General features: G+C 39.7%; 17 protein-coding genes. 8 read left to right on the top strand and 9 right to left on the bottom strand.

The features are described from left to right. Positions 1-17: 17 nt before the first annotated feature. The gene (locus AAFF35_RS06255) at positions 18-3161 is read right to left on the bottom strand and encodes a TonB-dependent receptor (RefSeq protein ID WP_342331543.1); all 3144 of its coding nucleotides are present in this window, start codon (positions 3159-3161) and stop codon (positions 18-20) included. A 333-nt stretch (positions 3162-3494) separates the two neighbouring features. Here AAFF35_RS06255 and lpdA point away from each other — a divergent pair, with 333 nt between their 5' ends. The 3 genes from lpdA to AAFF35_RS06240 all read left to right on the top strand — a co-directional run bounded on the left by lpdA (position 3495) and on the right by AAFF35_RS06240 (position 6431). Then, entirely contained in the window at positions 3495-4883 is a 1389-nt protein-coding gene (lpdA, locus tag AAFF35_RS06250) for a dihydrolipoyl dehydrogenase (protein WP_342331542.1), read from the top strand. A gap of 83 nt (positions 4884-4966) precedes the next feature. Continuing rightward, a complete protein-coding gene (locus AAFF35_RS06245) occupies positions 4967-5806 on the top strand; it encodes an MBL fold metallo-hydrolase (RefSeq protein ID WP_342331541.1) in 840 nt (279 codons plus the stop codon). Between the two features lie 295 nt (positions 5807-6101). After that, on the top strand, positions 6102-6431 hold the full coding sequence (locus AAFF35_RS06240) for a YegP family protein (protein WP_074605043.1): 330 nt from the start codon (positions 6102-6104) through the stop codon (positions 6429-6431). Between the two features lie 37 nt (positions 6432-6468). On the opposite strand, the gene AAFF35_RS06235 is transcribed toward AAFF35_RS06240, so the two are convergent. Further along, complete coding sequence (locus AAFF35_RS06235; protein WP_342331540.1) at positions 6469-6681, bottom strand: helix-turn-helix transcriptional regulator; 213 nt, start codon at positions 6679-6681, stop codon at positions 6469-6471. 475 nt (positions 6682-7156) lie between these two features. Between AAFF35_RS06235 and AAFF35_RS06230 the strand changes: the two genes are divergently transcribed. After that, positions 7157-8017: an RNA polymerase sigma factor RpoD/SigA gene (locus tag AAFF35_RS06230; protein ID WP_062547391.1), complete on the top strand. Its 861-nt coding sequence runs from the start codon at positions 7157-7159 to the stop codon at positions 8015-8017. Between the two features lie 110 nt (positions 8018-8127). Further along, positions 8128-9576, top strand: a complete 1449-nt coding sequence (locus AAFF35_RS06225; RefSeq protein WP_342331539.1) for a glyceraldehyde-3-phosphate dehydrogenase — start codon at positions 8128-8130, stop codon at positions 9574-9576. A 70-nt stretch (positions 9577-9646) separates the two neighbouring features. Here the strand turns inward: AAFF35_RS06225 and AAFF35_RS06220 are convergent, their stop codons facing one another. After that, on the bottom strand, positions 9647-10630 hold the full coding sequence (locus AAFF35_RS06220) for an aldo/keto reductase (protein ID WP_342331538.1): 984 nt from the start codon (positions 10628-10630) through the stop codon (positions 9647-9649). A 98-nt stretch (positions 10631-10728) separates the two neighbouring features. On the opposite strand from AAFF35_RS06220, the gene AAFF35_RS06215 reads away from it, so the two are divergent. After that, positions 10729-11739, top strand: coding sequence for a M20/M25/M40 family metallo-hydrolase (locus tag AAFF35_RS06215; RefSeq protein ID WP_342331537.1), 1011 nt, complete (start codon positions 10729-10731; stop codon positions 11737-11739). 3 nt (positions 11740-11742) lie between these two features. Here the strand turns inward: AAFF35_RS06215 and AAFF35_RS06210 are convergent, their stop codons facing one another. The 5 genes from AAFF35_RS06210 to AAFF35_RS06190 all read right to left on the bottom strand — a co-directional run bounded on the left by AAFF35_RS06210 (position 11743) and on the right by AAFF35_RS06190 (position 15794). Beyond that, entirely contained in the window at positions 11743-12009 is a 267-nt protein-coding gene (locus tag AAFF35_RS06210) for a hypothetical protein (protein ID WP_342331536.1), read from the bottom strand. A 144-nt stretch (positions 12010-12153) separates the two neighbouring features. Next, complete coding sequence (locus tag AAFF35_RS06205) at positions 12154-13839, bottom strand: S41 family peptidase (RefSeq protein ID WP_342331535.1); 1686 nt, start codon at positions 13837-13839, stop codon at positions 12154-12156. Between the two features lie 78 nt (positions 13840-13917). Next, on the bottom strand, positions 13918-14532 hold the full coding sequence (locus tag AAFF35_RS06200; RefSeq protein WP_342331534.1) for an HAD hydrolase-like protein: 615 nt from the start codon (positions 14530-14532) through the stop codon (positions 13918-13920). Between the two features lie 22 nt (positions 14533-14554). After that, the gene (locus tag AAFF35_RS06195) at positions 14555-15049 is read right to left on the bottom strand and encodes a hypothetical protein (RefSeq protein ID WP_342331533.1); all 495 of its coding nucleotides are present in this window, start codon (positions 15047-15049) and stop codon (positions 14555-14557) included. Positions 15050-15143: 94 nt separating this feature from the next. Next, positions 15144-15794 carry an ABC transporter ATP-binding protein gene (locus tag AAFF35_RS06190; protein ID WP_342331531.1) on the bottom strand — a complete coding sequence of 217 codons (651 nt, stop codon included), beginning with the start codon at positions 15792-15794 and terminating at the stop codon, positions 15144-15146. 65 nt (positions 15795-15859) lie between these two features. Here AAFF35_RS06190 and sucC point away from each other — a divergent pair, with 65 nt between their 5' ends. Continuing rightward, on the top strand, positions 15860-17050 hold the full coding sequence (sucC, locus tag AAFF35_RS06185; protein WP_073231105.1) for an ADP-forming succinate--CoA ligase subunit beta: 1191 nt from the start codon (positions 15860-15862) through the stop codon (positions 17048-17050). 496 nt (positions 17051-17546) lie between these two features. Here sucC and AAFF35_RS06180 read toward each other — a convergent pair whose 3' ends face one another. Continuing rightward, the gene (locus AAFF35_RS06180) at positions 17547-18881 is read right to left on the bottom strand and encodes a HAMP domain-containing sensor histidine kinase (protein ID WP_342331530.1); all 1335 of its coding nucleotides are present in this window, start codon (positions 18879-18881) and stop codon (positions 17547-17549) included. Positions 18882-19022: 141 nt separating this feature from the next. Between AAFF35_RS06180 and asnS the strand changes: the two genes are divergently transcribed. Continuing rightward, positions 19023-20471: an asparagine--tRNA ligase gene (gene asnS / locus AAFF35_RS06175; RefSeq protein WP_074605033.1), complete on the top strand. Its 1449-nt coding sequence runs from the start codon at positions 19023-19025 to the stop codon at positions 20469-20471. The last annotated feature ends 278 nt before the right edge of the window (positions 20472-20749 follow it).

Raw genomic sequence — 20749 nt, 5'->3', positions numbered from 1 at the left:
GTGGTATTGAATTGGTATTAGTTAAATAAGTATCTGATACCAACCTGCCCTTGCCATCTTGAATCAAAAGATTCAGATGAAGTATTTGCTGGTGTCTCAGGAGAGTAGGTAAAGCCTTTTAATCCAGATTCATATTTAATTAACTGATATGCCTGGTTACTATAGAAGTATTGACGTCCCCATTTTTTGTTCAATAGGTTGGTAAAGTTAAATACATCAAAAGATAGTTGTAAACGATTTTTGGTTGTTCCAATCATTGTTCCAATATCTTGCATGATTCTTAAATCAACCTGATGTTGCCAAGGTAAACGTGCACCATTTCTTTCTGCATACTGACCTCTGATAGTTTTAAGATAAGGATCATTACCAATGTAGTTATTTAAAGCTTCCCATTGTTGTTCAGGAGTGAAGCTCTTTACTACAACCCCTTTGGCATCTTTAATGTCTAATTTAACCAGATTAATGTCTTTCATTGTTCTTGGAACAAATAATAAATCGTTACCAAAAGCACCATCATTATTTAAGTCACCATTGTAAAGGTAGGTGAATGGAGTACCTGAGCTACCTGCGTAAAATACAGAGAAGGTTGTACCGCTTGCTCCACCTTTACCGTAGTTAAATCCATAAGATAAACTTCCAATGATTCTATGACGTACATCCTGATTTGAATATACTAAATCCGGATTGTTTGGATTGTTCACGATTTGAACGAACTCCCAGTTAGATTGAGCAGTACTGTTTGCACCTGAATTCACATCTCTGGATTTACCATAGTTATAAGCTACGGTCGCGAATAAACCACTGCTAAAGTTTTTCTTCAATTCAGCAGTTAAACTGTAAGAAGATCCTTTGCTGGTATTCTCTAATAAATAAGCACCGGTATAAGTTGAGTTAACCCTGTTGTTATAAGTAGTACGTCCATCAGCACCATTAGTCAATGCAGCACTAATAGGTACGCCTCTATCTTGCACATTAAGGTTTCTGTAAAGAACGTTATTGATTGTTTTTGAATAGATACCTTCTAAAGTACCTACGATTCCAGCTGGCAATTTGAAATCGGCAGCAAGATTACTACGGAATACCTGAGGAATTCTGAAGTTAGAGCTCATTAAGTTAACCTGATAAGTATTACCTGCATTACCAACGGTAGATTGTTTTTCCGGATCAGGTTGAAAACCTGCATTGTTAGCTGCTGCATTAGATAATGAAATAGATTTATAATCTAATCCTGTGTTTCCATATTGATTAGAGAACCAAACAAATGGCGCACGACCAGTAAATAATCCGGTACCACCACGCAATTGAATTGTTCTATCACCTGTTAAGTCCCAGTTAAAACCAATACGAGGAGAAACTAAGATTTGCCCACTTGGCAATTTACTCGTTCCGTAACCTGGGAAAGAAGCAGAAACAGCAGGGTTATCAGCTGGTTTATCAAAGAACAAAGGTACATCTACTCTTAAGCCGGCAGTCAATCTGAAGGTAGGATCCACCTGAATCTCATCCTGGAAATAGAAACCCAATTGGGCAGCTTTGAAAGCAGCGGCAGGTACAGTACCAGCAACTGATGGATAAGTTACATCAATGTTTTTTGGTTTATTAGCATAGAAATCCTGTAAATTATCGAAACGATAACGGCCTCTGTAGTTGTTCACAAACAGATTGCTGAATTTAAAGAATTCATTATGGGTTCCCAACGTGAAAGTATGGTTACCAGCTAATAGCTTCAGGTTATCTGTAAACTCGAAAATATCCTGATCTAAAGTATTTGCCGTAGAACTTCTTTCTGAACCGAATTGTACCGTATTTCCGGCTTTTCCATCCCAGTTCATGATTTCTACCTGTGGAAATAAATTACCACTTGTAGCACGTGAATCTCTGATTCTTGAATAGCCAACGATTAAGTTATTGGAAAGATTGGAATTGAATTGTGTTCTCAATTCTAAAACACTAATGTTTTGAGTGTTATTAAATTTATATCCATTGTTTTCTAAACGGAAGAAAGAAGCACTTCTGCTTAAGTTATCATCAGAAGCTTTAATGTAATTGTGACGCAAAGTCAATTGGTTTTTACTTCCTATATTCCAGTCTAAACGAGCAAAGATTTTGTCACTTTTAGTTTCCTGGTTAATTTGTCCAGCGCTTCCAAAATCATAACCATACTTGCTCTTTACATAATCACCTAATGTCTGTGCATCAGTAGCAGAAAGAATAGAACCTGCATCACCAACGTTGTAAGTTGTAGGAACTTTATCTCTTGTCTGCTCAGCGTTAACGAATAAAAACAACTTATCTTTTACGATTGGGGCTCCAACGCGAACACCATATTGTAGTCTATGAAAATCTGATGCTTTTTCTCCGGCTGCATTTTTACCAACTAACTTCTGGTTTCTTCCAAAAAAATAGGCAGATCCTTCAACCGTATTCGTACCTGATCTTGTAATTGCATTGATACCACCTCCAGTAAAGTTACCGTAACTTACATCATAAGGAGCCAATACCACCTGAATCTCTTGTACCGCATCTAATGAAATTGGTTGAGTTTTAGCTAAACCACCTGGTGCAGGAGAACCCGCAAGGCCAAAAATATCGTTATTCATAGCACCATCAATGTTGATGCTGTTATAACGGGTACTTGAACCTGAAAAGGAGTTACCGTTTGCCTGTGGCGTTAATCTTGTGAAATCCTGAAGGCTACGGCTTAAAGTAGGTAGGTTTTGAATCTGCTCTTTAGATACAGTTGTAGAAGCACCCGTTCTCTTACTGTTCATAGTAGCATCTTTTTTACCTGAAACTACAACTTCATTAAGCACTTTACTATCGTCACTAAGAACTACATTAAGCGCATAAGGATCTCCTAGTTTTAAATAAATATCAGTTACTTTTTCTTTTTGAAAACCAACGAAGTTGATCTCTACTGTGTAAGGTCCACCTGGACGCATGTTACTCATGCTAAAGCGACCATCACCATTCGTAGATACTGAATAAGACGTACCTGTAGGGACGTGTATTGCTTTAACGCTCGCACCAGGTAAAGATCCCTTAGCGTCGCGGACACTACCTGTCATTGTTGATGTGGTAACCTGAGCCATTGCTGTAGAGAACGTTCCCGCAAAGACTAAGATCATAACCACGAATTTAATTAGTAATGATTTCTTCATACTTTTTTTAATTACTTTTCGTTTTTTTATGATATTCCAATATTAAATATCGCGACAAAGGTAAATATTAATTTATCCAGTGCCTTGGTTTCAATGTTAAATTATTATTAAATATCACAATATTTTTCAACATTTAACATGTTATTTAACATATCTAACTTTCAGTTTACCAGCAAATTGTTTTTTCTCCAAAAAACAGATCTCCTTCATAAAAATGTAACATCTTCAAATTATATCGACTAAAACGTCTTTACAAAAATCTTAGAAGCGGTATTAATGAACAATTTTTTTAATTTTGGCAATTACTTAAGTTAAAATTCCTTTATATAAGATATGAACTACGATGTAATTGTAATAGGCAGCGGTCCTGGTGGATATGTAGCTGCAATAAGAGCTTCTCAGTTAGGTTTGAAAACTGCAGTAGTAGAACGCGAATCTTTAGGCGGAATCTGCCTTAACTGGGGTTGTATCCCTACCAAAGCCTTGTTAAAAAGTGCACAGGTTTTTGAATACATCAACCATGCTGCGGAATACGGAATCAAAACTGCAGCGGCTGAAGCTGATTTTGCAGCAGTAATTAAACGCAGCCGTGGTGTTGCCGATGGCATGAGCAAAGGTGTTCAATTCTTAATGAAGAAGAACAAAATTGATGTGATCATGGGTACCGGTAAAGCGAAACCTGGAAACAAGGTGGAAGTTAAAGCTGCAGACGGAACACAGAAAGAATATACTGCAACCAGTATTATATTGGCTACAGGTGGCAGATCAAGAGAATTGCCTAACTTAAAACAAGACGGTAAAAAAATCATTGGCTACAGACAGGCAATGGTCCTTCCTGAGCAACCGAAATCTATGGTTGTTGTAGGTTCAGGTGCTATCGGTGTGGAATTTGCTTATTTCTATGCCACCTTAGGAACGAAAGTAACTGTAGTTGAATTCATGGAAAACATCGTTCCTGTAGAAGATGAAGACATTTCAAAACAATTATTACGCAGCTTCAAAAAAGCAGGCATCGAAGTGATGACTTCTTCGAGCGTAGAATCTGTTGATACCAGCGGTACAGGTTGTAAAGTTCAGGTAAAAACAGCTTCAGGTATGCAGACTTTAGAATGTGACATCGTTCTTTCTGCTGCTGGTGTAGTGGCCAACATAGAAAATATAGGTTTAGAAGAAACCGGCATCAAAACTGAAAAAGGTAAAGTTGTTGTGGATGAATTCTACAATACCAACGTAAAAGGTTATTATGCAATTGGTGATATCGTTTCTGGTCAGGCTTTAGCGCATGTCGCTTCCGCAGAAGGAATCATCTGCGTAGAGAAAATCGCTGGACATAAACCAGAACCTTTAGATTACAACAACATCCCGGGATGTACTTATTGCAGCCCTGAAATCGCTTCTGTTGGTTATACGGAGAAAGCTGCCAAAGCTGCCGGATATGAGTTGAAGATCGGTAAATTCCCTTTCTCTGCTTCAGGTAAAGCCAGTGCTGCCGGTGCTAAAGATGGTTTTGTAAAAATGATCTACGATGCCAAATACGGAGAATTGCTTGGCGCACACATGATCGGTGCAAATGTGACTGAAATGATCGCTGAGATCGTTGTAGCCCGTAAACTGGAAACTACAGGTCATGAAATGCTGAAATCTGTCCATCCTCACCCAACTATGAGTGAAGCGATCATGGAAGCAACTGCTGACGCTTACGGTGAAGTAATTCACTTGTAATCCATAAATAAACGAGAAGAAAAACCTGTTGAGCTTTCAACAGGTTTTTTTTTACTTTTATATTTTCCTTAACCGAATGCGATATGAACTTACATACGATTGATACCGGATTGTTTAAATTAGACGGAGGTGCCATGTTTGGTGTCGTTCCAAAATCTATCTGGCAGAAAAGTACCCCTGCTGATGCGAATAACATGTGTACCTGGGCCATGCGCTGCCTGCTGGTTGAAGACGGAGACCGCCTGATTTTAATCGACAACGGCATTGGCGACAAACAGGACGAGAAATTTATGGGGCATTATTACCTTCATGGAGAAGATACATTAGACAAATCTCTGGCTGCAAAAGGTTTCTCCCGGGATGACATTACCGATGTCTTTTTAACGCATTTACATTTCGACCATTGCGGAGGTTCGATTGTCCGCCAGGGAGATAAACTTCGCCCTGCGTTTAAAAATGCCTTTTACTGGAGCAATGCCAAACACTGGGACTGGGCGGTCAATCCCAACGACAGAGAAAAAGCTTCCTTCCTGAAAGAGAACATCCTGCCCATCCAGGAAAGCGGACAATTGCGTTTCGTCGAAGATGTAGAGGGCGTTTCCTTTCACGAGGGCATCAACATTCGTTTTGCTTACGGCCATACCGATGCAATGATGCTTCCACAAATTCAATATAAAGGTAAAACCCTGGTATATATGGCAGATTTACTGCCTTCTGTAGGACACATTCCTTTGCCTTACGTCATGGCTTATGACATGTTTCCTTTAACCACCCTGACGGAGAAGAAATCTTTCCTTCAGGAAGCCGCAGAGAAGGAATACATTCTGGTATTGGAACATGATGCGGTTAATGAATGTTGTACGCTTCAACAGACCGAAAAAGGCATCAGACTGGACCGTACGTTTGACCTGGCGAGCATCTAATACGGTTCGGGTAGCGTTGTGGTTGAGTTGTATCGTTCTCTGTGTTCCGGCCGAATATGGTGCGAAGTCTTTGCAAGTGTTCTTCGACTCCGACTCGAAGAAGAGTCGAACGAAACATAGAGAAGAGTCGACCAGTATCACCACTCAACCATAACACTACCCGGACACGACCAGCTGAATCCCCCTCCTGTTAAAGCTTTAACAGAAAAATAACAGCTTGGATTTTTGTTTAACCTTTGTTTTTTATAAATTGGATTATTAAAGTCAACCTAGAAAACAAACTAAAAGAACAATTATGGGAAAATTCGAGATCAAAACACGAAAAAACAACGAATTTCAGTTCGATCTGAAAGCAGGTAATGGCCAGGTTATCTTAACAAGTGAAGGCTATACCACCAAAAGCAATTGCATCAATGGAATTGAATCCGTTAAAAAGAACTCAAAAGACGACAGCAAGTTTGACAAGAAAACCTCGACAAACGGAAAACCGTATTTTAATTTAAAAGCCACCAACGGACAAGTGATCGGAACGAGTGAAATGTATGAGTCAGAAGCAAGTCGCGATAACGGAATTGAATCTGTGAAAAAGAATGCGCCGGAAGCGGAGATTTCAGACCTGACTTAATCCGCATAAAATGATAGGGACATTCCGGAGTACAGGGCTATGATTCGATCGCACTGTACTCCAGAATATCTCCAGGCTGACAGTCCAATACTTCGCAGATGGCATTCAGCGTCTCCAGCCTTACCGCCTTTGCTTTACCTGTCTTCAAGATAGAAAGATTCGACATCGTAATTCCTACCCGCTCACTTAACTCAGTAAGAGACATCTTTCTTCTCGCCAGCATCACATCAAGATTTACAATTATTGCCATATTTACACGATTAACTCCAATTCCTCAGTCCATTGATGCCCTTTTTTAAATACATCAGCTAAATACATCAGCAAAGGCATGTGCATGTTTATCTGTCAAAAAGGTAAATTGCAACTTTTTTCAATTCTTTTCATTTTATGTCAGATGGCAGTGTCCTATCATTGTCAGAATAAAAATTTCAGCTTTAGGTAATTTTCACTTTCTGACTTCTGCAAGACAAAGCATATTTCTATGCAAACATAAGGCATTTATTATTACAAATCATAACATGTTTATTGATTTACAATAAATACATGTCAACAATCAATAAGGGCTCAAAATACTGACAAAAGTATTTTGGAATAATTATTGCTGTTAAAATATTGTAGAAATAACAGTTGTAAACTGTAACATTTTCAGGAATTTATGTTTTCAAATTACCTTTAAATTCTTACTTTTGCACGTTCAAACACATAACGAGTACCAAAGCATATAAATGAGACAACTCAAAATCACGCAATCCATTACCAATCGCGAAAGTCAATCTTTAGACAAATACCTTCACGAAATTGGTAAAGTAGATTTAATCACCGCCGAAGAAGAAGTAATATTAGCAAGAAAAATACGCGAGGGAGATCAGGCCGCATTAGAACGTTTAACAAAGACTAACCTACGTTTCGTGGTTTCCGTAGCAAAACAATATCAAAATCAAGGTTTAACGTTAGGAGATTTAATTAATGAGGGTAACCTTGGTTTAATTAAAGCTGCAAAACGTTTTGATGAGACCAAAGGTTTCAAGTTTATCTCTTATGCGGTGTGGTGGATCCGTCAGTCTATATTGCAGGCTATTGCAGAGCAAAGCCGTATCGTTCGTTTGCCATTAAATCAAGTTGGTTCCCTAAGTAAAATCAGTAAAGCCTTCTCTAAATTAGAGCAGGAATTTGAGCGTGAGCCTTCTCCGGAAGAATTAGCAGATATCTTAGAAACTACGGTAGATAAGATCTCCGATACTTTAAGTAACTCCGGACGTCACGTATCTATGGATGCTCCATTTGTTCAGGGTGAAGAAAATACATTATTAGATGTATTGGAAAACCATGAGCCAAATACAGATAGCAGCCTGATCAATGAATCTCTTTCTGAAGAGATCAAACGTTCCCTGTCTACACTAACAGAACGTGAACGCGAAATCATCGTTCTTTTCTTTGGATTAAGCACCAATCATCCCCTGTCTCTTGAAGAGATCGGAGAGAAATTTAACTTAACCCGTGAACGTGTTCGCCAGATCAAAGACAAAGCCTTACAACGCCTTCGTCATACTTCCAGAAGTAAAATATTAAAATCATACCTGGGATAAGCAAAATTCAGCTCAGCCAGCCAGGGTGGTAAATTATATAAGTAAAAAAGATTGGGTACTCGCTCAATCTTTTTTACTTTTGTGCCATTCTAACCAAAAATATTCCACGCATGCTAAAGAAATACCAATCCGAATTCCAAAGTTGGATTGAAAAAGAAAAAAAAGCGATTGAATTGATTAATGTTGTTGGCCAATTGTGGTTCGACAGATCTATTGAACTGGTACTATTCCGTAAACCTTTATTTGATGTTGGAAGCAGTGAAATACTTGCGCATCACCAATATGCAAAAGAAGTAAGCGGCAAAGACATCAGCATTTACGAAACACTGGAACTTGCTGTGACCATTTCTAAATGTAACCTCGCCCCATCACGTGTTGACATTGGCAGACTAGCTTCAGAATGGCTGGAAGACAACAACAATTACCCTACAATGCACGACTTTGTAGTGAGCAAACTTAGCAAACACATCGGTAAAGACAAAATCAGCTTAAAACCGAAAGACGTTGTTCTTTTTGGTTTTGGGCGTATTGGACGTATCGCCGCACGTGAACTGATCCTTCAGGCAGGTAAAGGAGAACAATTGCGTTTAAGAGCAATTGTAACCAGAAGCTATAGCGATGAAGAACTGATCAAAAGAGCAGAGTTATTGCGCACAGATTCGATCCACGGTCCTTTCAATGGAACGATTATCGAGGATTTTGAAAACAAAGCACTGATCATCAATGGTCAGACGATCTTTTTCATCGAAGCCAAGCAGCCCGATGAAGTTGATTATACGCTTTATGACATCCATGATGCTTTACTGATTGACAATACAGGGATTTTCCGCGACCGCGAAGGGTTAGGCAGACACCTGACTGCCAAAGGAATCAGCAAGGTTTTATTGACTGCACCTGCTAAAGGAGATATTCCTAACGTGGTGGCAGGAATCAACGATGCGCATATTGATTACGCAAATGAAACCATTTTATCCAATGCATCCTGTACTACCAATGCCATCGTACCGGTATTGAAGTTAATTGATGATGCTTTTGGAATCGAAAAAGGACATATCGAAACGGTTCACTCTTATACAAATGACCAGAACCTGTTAGACAATTACCATAAAAAATATAGAAGAGGCAGAGCTGCAGCATTAAACCTGGTGATCACTGAAACCGGTGCAGATAAAGCAGTAGCAAAAGTAATCCCTCACCTGGGTGGAAAGCTAACCGGAAATGCCGTGCGTGTTCCTACACCAAACGTTTCCCTGGCGATCCTGAACTTATCGTTAAACAAAGTGACTTCCAAAGAAGAAGTAAGCGAAATCTTAAGACAAGCTTCTCTTTTCGGCGACCTGTCTGAACAAATCGAATATTCCATCTCCAATGAGCTGGTAAGTACCGATTTAATCGGAAACAGTCATGCTTCCATCGTTGATGGCCCGGCAACGATTATGGCAAAAGATAATAAATCAGTAGTACTTTATACCTGGTACGATAATGAATACGGCTATACCAGACAGGTGATCCGTCTGGCTAAAAAATTAGCAGGAGTAGTGAGGTTAACTTATTATTAGTCCCTTTTAAAGCAATAAAAAAGGCCGGTGTTTGCATAAAACACCGGCCTTTTTGTTTACCCTGCCGATCTTAAAACTGCGGCAAATGAGGCTTGGTCTGCATGATGTCTTCTATTTTCGTCAGCACTTCTTCCGTTAACAAAGGAAGCACTTCCAGAGTAGTCAGGTTTTCTTTTAACTGTGCAGTCTTCGAAGCACCCAAAATCACCGTACTTACATTCGGATTCTTAAGGCACCAGGCCAACGAAAGTTTCGCCAAAGGCACGTTTAGCTGATCTGCCAATCCCTGCAGTTTCTCCGCCTTTTTAAGCTTCTCTTCATTTAAAACCGCATCTTTCAGCCATTCCATCCCTTTCAGTTCCAGACGGGTATCTTTGGTATTTCCTGAAGTATATTTACCAGACAATAAACCGGATGCTAATGGCGACCAGATCGTGGTGCCCAACCCGTATTCTTTGAACAGTAACAAGTATTCGTTCTCCATCTTATTCCGCTCCAACAGGTTGTATTGAGGTTGTTCCATCGTTGGACCGATCAAATTGTATTGCTTTGCAACCCTGATCGCTTCCATGATCTCCGAAGCACTCCATTCAGAGGTTCCCCAGTACAGAATTTTCCCTTGTTGTAATAAGGTATTCATTGCCCATACGGTTTCTTCAACCGGCGTATTCTTATCCGGCCTATGGCAGAAATAAAGATCAAGATAATCTACCTGTAAGCGTCTCAATGCGGCATTACAAGCTTCTATCACGTGCTTACGCGATAAACCAACTCTATTTGGCCCTTTATTTTCCGTGCCAAAAAACACCTTACTGGACACCACGAAAGATTCCCGCTCCCATTTATGGGATTTAAGAATTTTACCCATCACCTCTTCCGATTTCCCTTCCGCATAGCCCTCAGCATTGTCGAAAAAGTTAACCCCGGCATCATAAGCAATTCCCATTAACTCATCGGCTGTTTTATCGCTGATCTGTTGTCCAAAGGTTAGCCAGCTTCCTAAAGAAAGCGCACTCACCTGTAATCCTGATTTACCTAAACGTCTATATTCCATTTATATCTTATTTTTAATGATGTACTGAGCTCAAATTAACTCCTATTTTAAAAACATTCCATGCTGATTTAAGTTTTGACAATCAGATGTCGAAGGAGATGTCAGCTAATATAATTACCTTTAGCTACCTGGAACCAGATCAAAAGATGAAATTATACCTGTTATTACCATTCGTTGTGTTGCTGAGTTGCAATTCTGCAAAGAAACCTGCACAGGCACAAACTGCCCTACATTTCTCAAAAGCAGAACAACAATTGCTTAAAGATGTGGAGGTACTCTCTTCGGATGCTTATGAAGGACGCAAGACCGGCACCAAGGGCGCAGAAATGGCTAGGACATATCTTAGCGCCAGATTTAAGCAAATCGGCTTAAAACCCATCCCTTTGCTTTCTGGATATGAGCAGGTTTTCTCTTTCAGAAACAATAAAGGAGTAGAGATCTTCGGAAAGAACATGCTGGCCTGCATTCCCGGAAAAAATGAAGAGATTATCGTGATCTCCGCTCATTATGATCATGTGGGCATCATGAATAACGAGGTGTACAATGGCGCGGACGACAATGCCTCTGGTATCGCTGCCTTGTTAAAATTTGCGGAATATTATAAAAATAACAAGCCCAATTACACACTAATCTTCGCCGCTTTCGATGCGGAAGAAATGGGTTTAAGAGGCTCAAAGGCATTTGTAGAAAAACCGCCGGTAGCATTGGAAAAGATTAAGCTCAACATCAATATGGACATGATCAGCCATAATGACAAAGGTGAATTGTATGCCTGCGGGACTTACAAGTATCCCGAATTAAAGAAGTATTTCATCACTACAGATCCCCGGATCAAGGTATTACTGGGGCATGACGATCCTAAAACAGGTCATGAAGACTGGACGAATCAAAGTGATCAGGGTTCATTTAATGCAAAAGACATTCCTTTCATCTACTTCGGTGTGGAAGACCATAAAGATTACCATAAGGCCTCAGATGAATATCAGAACATCAACAAAAAGTTCTTTATCGATGCTGCGGCTTCCATCCTGGAAATCATCAACAACATCGATAAAGAACGTAATCTACAATCCATCTTCAGAGAGAAATTGCGGATGAAAAAGCAATAAGCCTTAAAATTCTATAGCTAACAAACTGTTCAAAGGAATGTGAATCCCGTTTTTCAGTTGAATGTACTTTTCTGTTACTGACCAAACGGTCGTAGAAACCGTTCGCGGTCCTTCCTTGGTATTGAAGGAGATATCTGCCTTAGATTTAAACTCATTTCCAAGTCGCTGTGCAGAGTTCAGCTTATCTCTCAATTCTTCTGTATGGTTTTGTTCAGCAGGTATGATCTGACTGATGTCAATTGACTCTTTTTCGATTAATTCCCCTATCATAATATTATGCCTTAATTCTTATTAAATATGCGTTTAAACAATTAAAATCGCAATAAAAACAGATAGTTCAAAGTCATTTTTACATAATTGTGTAAATAGGCTTTTACATTCAAAAAAATGAACTGATTAACAGCAATTTAACAGTTAACGTCTTTTTACAGGAGTTTTAATCATTCCGATAAACTCAGTGGTTCTTTCCTTAGATACCAGGATCATTGGCGGAACAGCAGTAGTCGTGTTACTTTCTTCCCTAACGCTCATTCGTGCACTTTTAGCCGAAGCCAATGCAGAAGATCCGGCAGTTCCGGGAATGACAGCTACCGCCTTCGCGAGATACCCTTCTTTTACATCTCCAAATTCATATAACGGATTATCAAAGAAACTCGCTTCGGTTGACGTTGCCGCATCATAATCAGGAACCATTCCATTGAAATAGCCGCCCTCTTCATTGGCATTTTTCGTTTCAAACATCGCATAGAAAACATCATATCGATTTTCAATCCTTATCGGAAAGAAGCCTACGGGTTTTCCATAAGTAGTTTCCCCCACCAATTTAACATTCACAAAAGGCTTTAAGCTATTGATCACCAGCTCGCTTGCGGAAGCAGTTCTGTCTGATACAATAAAAACGACGTTGGTCACACCTGCCAATGCGCCTTTTTTGCTAAAGGATACATATTGAGCTTCAGGACTATAATCGTCATCGGCCTGAGTCAGGTTTCTTCCGAGCGTCCTGTCGTATATTAATTTGCCATTGATATCGGTCACAGGTTGATTGATCAGAATTCCCGCTTTTCCATTTCGCATGGTACTGTTATAATATTCGCGGAACATCACTTTCCCATTGAGGCCTGAAGGAGCAATCAGGTTGATCAGGTATTCTGCAGTGTTGATATACCCGCCACCGTTATAGCGTAGGTCAATCACGAGGTCCTTAACCCCATTCGTAGAAAAATTAGCAAAAGCGGCATCCAGGTCTGCTTTCGTCGTATTGTCTAAAGTCGAGAATCTGGCGAAAGCCAGATAGCCAATCTTTTTTGTTCCCGCGGTAAGCGTAACCGCTTTATAAATTGGACTACTTTTATAACTTCTCTTCGTTAATGTTTTTGCAAAGTCTATCCCTTTCACTCCTCCCGTAAATACGGTTCCTGTGATCGACACACTTGATCCTTCAATGGCATTAAAGGCTGAATTTACCTCTGTATTGATATTGGCTCCAAAGCTCTGCCCATTAATGGTTCTGATCACCCATCCCCGCTGTACACCAACCTCAGCTGCCGGAGAACCAGGATAAACGGCAGTAACAATTAAACTGTAAGTCAGGGGATTATTTGGATCAGTTCTATAGGCATCAATCCTGATTCCTACATCATTACCATTACCCTCTGAATCTACGGAGGCTAAAGAATTAGGCAAGCTGGCCTGAGGATTTGCAGCATTAGCATCCTCTATAAAGGAGTATTTTAAGGAAGAAAAACCGGAGGTATAATCAACAGAACCGGAAGCCTTACCTAGGTTGAAAAGGTTATTTTTATACTTATCCAGATTAGCGGCACCACTTGTATATTTCCTTGGCAGGTATTCATCATAAGTTGGTAATCCTGCATTCCAGTAATACACTTCTTTAGCATAAAGAAACAAGGAATCGTTCGTTAGCTGAACTCTATCGGTCGTAGGGGTTTGCTGACTGTTTCCGGTAGCCGGATCACTCGTCTGTGGTGGTTTCTCCGGTGTAGGCTCTACTTTATTCTTTTTACAAGCTGTAAATCCCAGCGCAAGCACTATGATGGCCAGTGCTGCATAACGTCCGGAGGATATGTATTTTATCATCGATATAGAGTTAGATTATAACAAATTTAAGATAATTAAACAGCATTACCGCAGGTTGTTATGCGAATACTAACGTAATTAATCCTGCAATAGTTTATCTACTGCTAAAAAATCAATCTTTGCATTCAAAGCGCATTCCTGGTCCAGCCCTTCCCTGCCTACAAACAATAGCTCTTCCCGTTTTAAGCCATGTTTTTCCAGGATTAATTCCAGTCCGGCAGCGGATGGTTTTTCGCCTATTTCTGCCGCAAAATAAACCAGCAGGTTCTGCTCCAGACCGTTCCATTCGATCTGTCTGATTTTATTCAGCTGCATCGCAGGATCTCCGGAAACAAATAAGAACAACTGCTTTCCTTTGGCTACAATTTCCTGTAGAAAATTCAGCATTTTATTAAAGATCAACAGTTTTAAAGGAAGCCTTGCATTTTGAAGCAACAGGTCAAAGTTAACCTGATATTTTAATGGGATATTAAATTTAGCAGCAGTCTGGGTAAAAACATCTTCAGGGCCTTCTGCAAGATGTTTTTCCTGCATAAACTGGAGAATCTCTGTTGCATTCAACTGCTCTCCATATTCAATAAACTGTGCAAACAGGTAATATACCTGGAGCAGATAATCTTTTTCGGGATAAAGCACATCGTCAAGTTCAAAAACAAAAGCCAGTTTTTCTTCTAAGCGTTTTTCAGATACCATGAATATATAAAATGATGGGGTATTAATTGATCGTAAATAAGATAGGTTCCAGTCCTTCGGGACCGGCAGTGAGATAGAAAGCGCCGTTTAAGCGGGCTTCTTTTCCAAGTGCAAGCTGTTCTTCAGAAGGGTCTGAAGAGAACAACAGAACGCCATCCCGATAAATGGCCCAATTGCCCGATTGCTGCGTTGCGCTCAGATATTGATCCAGTTTGCTGATTTCAGGCAGCAATACAGAGATTCCAAATTCTTCGAACAAGACGATAGATCTGGAAACCGCTTCTATTTCAAAGGCATGTAGTGGCAGAATCATTTCCACCCCTTCATCCAGGCAGTTATTTAATAAATTATGTGCTGTAGTATCGTCGTTCCGTGTTCCTAAAGAATGCATCTGATAAGCAGCAGAGCTGAAGGAAGGCATATCGCCGTAATCTGCCAATAATATATGGTCATCGGCAAATGCTTTCAGCAGCTTTAATGTTGCGGCAGATTTACCTCCTGTAATTAATATTTTCATTGGAATGTATTTGTTTTTTCAATGGTAATGAAGCGATCATGATCCTGGTATACATTTCCTTGTATGATCTGTAAGATCATCATGGTTCAAAATGTTATATGATTAATCCGTCTTTCATTGTGACTACCCTGTCACTGATTTTTGCCAGTCCTTCGTTGTGTGTCACGATGACGAAGGTCTGCTTAAAGTTATCTCTAAGGGTGATAAAGAATTCATGTAATGCGTTTGCATTGGCGGAGTCCAGGTTTCCTGAAGGCTCATCAGCCAATATGATGGATGGCTTGTTAACCAATGCCCTTGCGACGGCAATCCGCTGTTGTTCTCCTCCGGAAAGCTCGTTGGGTTTATGTGTTGCCCGGTCCTTAAGGCCTAAAAGGTCTAACAATTCCATGGCGCGTTGTTCTGCTTCCTTTTTACCTGTTTTAGCGATAAAGGCAGGAATACAAATGTTCTCCATTGCATTGAATTCGGGTAGCAGATGGTGAAATTGAAAAACAAAGCCTATATTTTTGTTACGAAAGACACTTAACAGCTCGCCGGAAAGCAGATTCACTTTGGCGCCGTTCAATTCTACCATCCCCTGATCGGGCTTATCTAAAGTCCCCAATATATGTAACAATGTGCTTTTCCCTGCTCCGGAAGCACCGATGATACTCACAATTTCTCCTTTTGCCACTTCAAAATCCACCCCTTTCAGGATGGGTAAATTTCCATAAGCTTTCTTTATACCTTTAGCTTTTAGCATAAATGCAAACTTACTGTTTTTAAAACCAATCTGAAATTGTAGATTTGGACAAATTTTTTCAGCAAATGAATATCCACGAATATCAAGGTAAAGAAATACTTAAAAGTTTTGGTGTAGCCGTACAAGAAGGCATTGTTGCCGACACGGTTGAGCAGGCTGTAGAAGCTGCTAAAAAAATGAAAACTGACTTCAATTCTGATTGGGTTGTGATTAAAGCACAAATCCATGCAGGCGGAAGAGGTAAAGGCGGAGGTGTAAAACTGGCCAAAAACCTTGATGAGGTTAAAGAAAGAGCTGCTGCAATCCTGGGCATGCAATTGGTAACCCCACAAACTGGTCCTGAAGGTAAGAAAGTAAACAAAATTTTAGTTGCACAGGATGTTTATTATCCTGGAGCTTCAGAAACTAAAGAGTTCTATGTAGGCGTATTGCTAAACCGTGCAACGGGCAAGAACATCATTATGTATTCTACCGAAGGTGGAATGGATATTGAAGAAGTAGCAGAAAAAACACCTCATCTAATATTCAAAGAAGAAATTGACCCTAAGGTTGGTCTTCAAGGATTCCAGGCCCGTAAGGTTGCCTTCAATCTTGGATTAAGCGGAGCTGCTTTTAAAGAGATGGTGAAGTTTGTTACTGCGCTTTACAAAGCCTATGACAGCATTGACTCAGCTATGTTTGAGATCAACCCGGTATTGAAAACTTCTGACGACAAAATCATTGCGGTAGATGCTAAAGTTGATTTAGATGAAAACGCTTTGTTCCGTCATCCTGATTATGCAGCAATGCGTGATAAACTGGAAGAAGATCCAACAGATGTTGAAGCTAGCGAATCAAACTTAAACTACGTAAAATTAGATGGTAATGTTGGCTGTATGGTTAACGGTGCTGGTTTAGCTATGGCGACCATGGACATCATCAAAATTGCAGGTGGTGAGCCTGCCAACTTCCTTGACGTTGGTGGAACTGCAAACGCACAAACCGTAAAAGCAGGTTTTAACATCATCCTTAAGGATCCTAATGTTAAAGCAATCCTAATCAATATCTTTGGTGGTATCGTTCGTTGTGACCGTGTAGCTCAAGGTGTAATTGATGCTTACAAAGAAATCGGAGATATTCCTGTTCCAATCATCTGTCGTTTACAAGGTACTAATGCCGCAGAAGCAAAACAGTTAATTGATGAGTCAGGATTAAAAGTATATTCAGCAATCGCATTGAAAGATGCTGCTGCTTTAGTTACTAAAGTACTTTCGTAGTATCAGGTAATTACCTATCATAAAAAAGGTCAATTGAATGAACAATTGACCTTTTTTTTATGACCTATATTTTCAAGACTTCTGGTTTCTATTGTTTTCATGAACAAACAGCGCAGGCCCGAATCATTTCCCGGTTACTGGCAGGGTACAAAAATAAGAAGCCTCCAGTCATCCAACGGGAGGCTTCTTTAACCAAATATAAATTAAACGAGCTGACACAAATATACAACTTAAAGACAAAAAACACAATTTATTTCAATAAAAAATCACAAAAATACAAGAAACATCAAAACAAAAGACAATAAAACAAATTAAAACATATAAAAATCACAAAAACACACAAAAACAAATAAAAAGAAGCTAAATAATCGTCAATAAATTTAAAAAATCAATTAAAATCAAAAATAAATGGACAAAAACCACAAAAACACCAGACATAAACAAGTAAAATAGACACATTTCACCAACGAAACTCAAAAACACCAAAAACAAATCACTAAACAGCCCCTAATTTAAAAGAAATGTAAAAAACAGAGCCTTTATCTTCCTTACTCTCAAACCAGATCTTACCTTGCTGTTGTTCGGTAAACTCTTTACATAGCAGCAGTCCTAATCCGATTCCTTTTTCATTGTTGGTACCATAAGTGGCGGAAGCATTAAGATGAAACAGGTTCTCCTGCTTATCATTGGAGATCCCTATTCCATTGTCAGAAATAATAATCATTCCCTCGTCATCACGATACCGGGTGGACACAATAATCTCTCCTCCGGCTGGCGTAAACTTCAGTGCATTTGACACCAGATTCCTGATTACCAGATGTAACATATCATGATCCGCCATTAAATTTAATTGTCCGGCGGTTAACACATTCAATCGGATCCCTTTCTTGTCGGCTATTGCCTTTTCAATTTTCAACCAATTCTTCAGTGCCTCATTCACATCCAGGGATTTCAACTGAACATTAGTTCCCATCAGCTGAGTTCTCGACCAGGAAAGCAGGTTCATGAGCATCTCAGAAGTATCTCTGGTGATCTCCAGCAATTGCTCTTCTATAAAAGACTTCTCCCCTTCTTCCAGTCCTACTGCATTCAGCAATTCCAAATACCCCTGTATAGAACTCAATGGCATCCTTACATCATGCGCCACGATAGAAAGCAAGCGGTCCTTTTCCCGGTTCAGATATTCCAGCTCCCGCTTTTGAAAAAGTATCTCTTCATTCTGAACTTCTATTGCCCGGTTTCGCTCCTCAACAGAGGACCGCTCATGGTCATAATTCTTGCGCATATAGCTAATAGAAAATAAAATAAGCGTGGTGGCAACAATATAGGTTACTCCGAAATCAATCGTTCTCACCGCATTATTCAAGTATAGATTTGGAATTAAGTGTGGACAATAAAGTTCCACCACCAATACCGTAAGTACAACGAGCAGATTGAGCGGCACCCAAAATACATATTGCTGCTTAGGAATAATGGTAATGATGATAAAAAAAGAAAGTGCAAAGAGCAAAATATTCGGACCAAGGATTCCTGAATTATAAAAATAACAGAAAACAAAAGCAATGTTACAAGCCAGGCAAAAAACCATAATGCACAACGAAGACTTCCGCTTCACCCTGGAGCCATAATATAAAGCTAAGATAAACAACATGCATATACAGCAAAGCCATGCCAGTACTTTCAGATTCACAGCATAGTTATAAGGAGCTTCCACCAACATGGCAAAGAAAGCAAAGATGCACATGGTATTAAAAATACGTTCTTCGAGAGAAAAGTTATAGACATCACCAATGGCATTTTGCCAGAAGGAAAGTTTACGATTTGGTTGCACGTTAATATGATTGAGAATGAAACGCAAACTTAATATATTAAGAAACATAAAAAAAATCATTATACAATTGAATATAAGCGGACTATTCCCTCTTATTTATTGAATGAAATCCTTATTTTTGACGCTCTCCACAATAAAATCATGATAAAACGAGAAAAAGTAAAAAGCCTGTTAGAGACAGAGCAGTTCGACAGAGAAGTGACCGTTATGGGTTGGGTACGTACCTTCCGTAACAATCAGTTTATAGCTATAAATGATGGTTCCTGCATGGGAAATATCCAGATCGTTGTCGACTTCAATAATACCCCTGAAGATTTATTAAAACGCATTACTACAGGAGCTGCAATATCCGTTACAGGAATCATTGTAGAATCCGTTGGTAAAGGCCAGAGAGTTGATATAAAAGCAAATTCCATTGAAATATTAGGCGATAGTGATCCGGAAAAATTCCCTTTACAACCTAAGAAACACAGCTTAGAATTCCTGAGAGAAATTGCGCATCTACGCTTCCGCACCAACACTTTCAATGCGGTTTTCAAGTTACGTCATGCCCTGGCTTTTGCCATTCATCAGTTTTATAACGACAGAGGCTTTGTGTACATGCATACCCCTGTCATTACAGCTTCCGATGCTGAAGGTGCCGGTGAAATGTTCAAAGTAACGACTTTAGACTTTGACAACACCCCACGTACAGAAGACGGCAAAGTAGATTTCTCACAAGATTTCTTTGCCCGTGCAACCAACCTTACCGTATCCGGACAACTGGAAGGTGAGCTTGCTGCAATGGCCTTTGGACAGATCTATACTTTCGGCCCTACATTCAGAGCTGAAAATTCAAACACCACACGTCACCTTGCAGAATTCTGGATGATTGAGCCTGAGGTTGCTTTTGCAGACCTGGAAGACAACATGCAGCTGGCAGAAGACATGATGAAATATGTCATCGACTATGCCTTAAAAAACTGCCCTGAAGAAATAGAGTTCCTGAACAACCGTTTGCTGGAAGAGGAGAAAACCAAACCCCAGAACGAACGCAGTGAACTTTCTTTAATAGAGAAACTTAACTTCTGCCTGAACAATGACTTTGAGCGCCTGACCTATACGGAAGCCATCGCCATCCTAAGGTCTTCCAAACCAAATCAAAAGAAACAATTCAAATATCTTATTGATGAATGGGGAGCAGACCTTCAGTCGGAACATGAGCGCTATCTGGTAGAAAAACATTTCAAAAAACCAGTGATCTTAACAGACTATCCGGCAGACATCAAATCATTCTACATGCGTCAGAATGAACCTGATGCCCAGGGAAGAAAAACAGTGGCCGCAATGGACATCCTTTTCCCTGGAATCGGAGAAATGGTAGGTGGTTCTGCAAGAGAAGAACGTATGGATAAACTTGTTCAAAGAATGGAAGAGCTGAATATCCCACAGGAAGAACTATGGTGGTATTTAGATACCAGACGTTTTGGAACAGCTCCACATGCAGGATTCGGATTAGGCTTCGAAAGACTGGTACTTTTTGTGAGTGGAATGACGAATATCAGAGACGTGATTGCTTTTCCACGTTTCCCAAGAAACGCTGAGTTTTAATCTCATTATAAAATGAAAAGGCCGGTTCCATTTAGTTGAAACCGGCCTTTTTGTTTGATGTGTTTTTTGGTTGGAGAAATTAAGTATTACAAAAATATCCCATCTTCTTTTCATCCCCGAATCTTTGCTGAAGGGCAAATCTTCGAATGTCTTCAAAGCAGAGGGACATTTTTGTTTAAAAAATGATTGCTCCTTCGCATGATGCAATTGAATGCTCTACCTTTAATAGCACTCAATTAAACATTCTTTCCTCTACATAGTTAAATCAAATATCCTAT

It is taken from the genome of Pedobacter sp. FW305-3-2-15-E-R2A2, assembly GCF_038446955.1.
Taxonomy (GTDB): domain Bacteria; phylum Bacteroidota; class Bacteroidia; order Sphingobacteriales; family Sphingobacteriaceae; genus Pedobacter.
Note: the sequence above shows the minus strand (reverse complement) of the source record. Positions and strands in the feature narration are given on the sequence as shown.

What these genes read in the sequence shown, in the direction of transcription:
- AAFF35_RS06255 (WP_342331543.1), bottom strand. Translation starts at nt 3,161, where the DNA reads ATGAAGAAATCATTACTAATTAAATTCGTGGTTATGATCTTAGTCTTT.
- lpdA (WP_342331542.1), top strand. Translation starts at nt 3,495, where the DNA reads ATGAACTACGATGTAATTGTAATAGGCAGCGGTCCTGGTGGATATGTA.
- AAFF35_RS06245 (WP_342331541.1), top strand. Translation starts at nt 4,967, where the DNA reads ATGAACTTACATACGATTGATACCGGATTGTTTAAATTAGACGGAGGT.
- AAFF35_RS06240 (WP_074605043.1), top strand. Translation starts at nt 6,102, where the DNA reads ATGGGAAAATTCGAGATCAAAACACGAAAAAACAACGAATTTCAGTTC.
- AAFF35_RS06235 (WP_342331540.1), bottom strand. Translation starts at nt 6,681, where the DNA reads ATGGCAATAATTGTAAATCTTGATGTGATGCTGGCGAGAAGAAAGATG.
- AAFF35_RS06230 (WP_062547391.1), top strand. Translation starts at nt 7,157, where the DNA reads ATGAGACAACTCAAAATCACGCAATCCATTACCAATCGCGAAAGTCAA.
- AAFF35_RS06225 (WP_342331539.1), top strand. Translation starts at nt 8,128, where the DNA reads ATGCTAAAGAAATACCAATCCGAATTCCAAAGTTGGATTGAAAAAGAA.
- AAFF35_RS06220 (WP_342331538.1), bottom strand. Translation starts at nt 10,630, where the DNA reads ATGGAATATAGACGTTTAGGTAAATCAGGATTACAGGTGAGTGCGCTT.
- AAFF35_RS06215 (WP_342331537.1), top strand. Translation starts at nt 10,729, where the DNA reads ATGTCAGCTAATATAATTACCTTTAGCTACCTGGAACCAGATCAAAAG.
- AAFF35_RS06210 (WP_342331536.1), bottom strand. Translation starts at nt 12,009, where the DNA reads ATGATAGGGGAATTAATCGAAAAAGAGTCAATTGACATCAGTCAGATC.
- AAFF35_RS06205 (WP_342331535.1), bottom strand. Translation starts at nt 13,839, where the DNA reads ATGATAAAATACATATCCTCCGGACGTTATGCAGCACTGGCCATCATA.
- AAFF35_RS06200 (WP_342331534.1), bottom strand. Translation starts at nt 14,532, where the DNA reads ATGGTATCTGAAAAACGCTTAGAAGAAAAACTGGCTTTTGTTTTTGAA.
- AAFF35_RS06195 (WP_342331533.1), bottom strand. Translation starts at nt 15,049, where the DNA reads ATGAAAATATTAATTACAGGAGGTAAATCTGCCGCAACATTAAAGCTG.
- AAFF35_RS06190 (WP_342331531.1), bottom strand. Translation starts at nt 15,794, where the DNA reads ATGCTAAAAGCTAAAGGTATAAAGAAAGCTTATGGAAATTTACCCATC.
- sucC (WP_073231105.1), top strand. Translation starts at nt 15,860, where the DNA reads ATGAATATCCACGAATATCAAGGTAAAGAAATACTTAAAAGTTTTGGT.
- asnS (WP_074605033.1), top strand. Translation starts at nt 19,023, where the DNA reads ATGATAAAACGAGAAAAAGTAAAAAGCCTGTTAGAGACAGAGCAGTTC.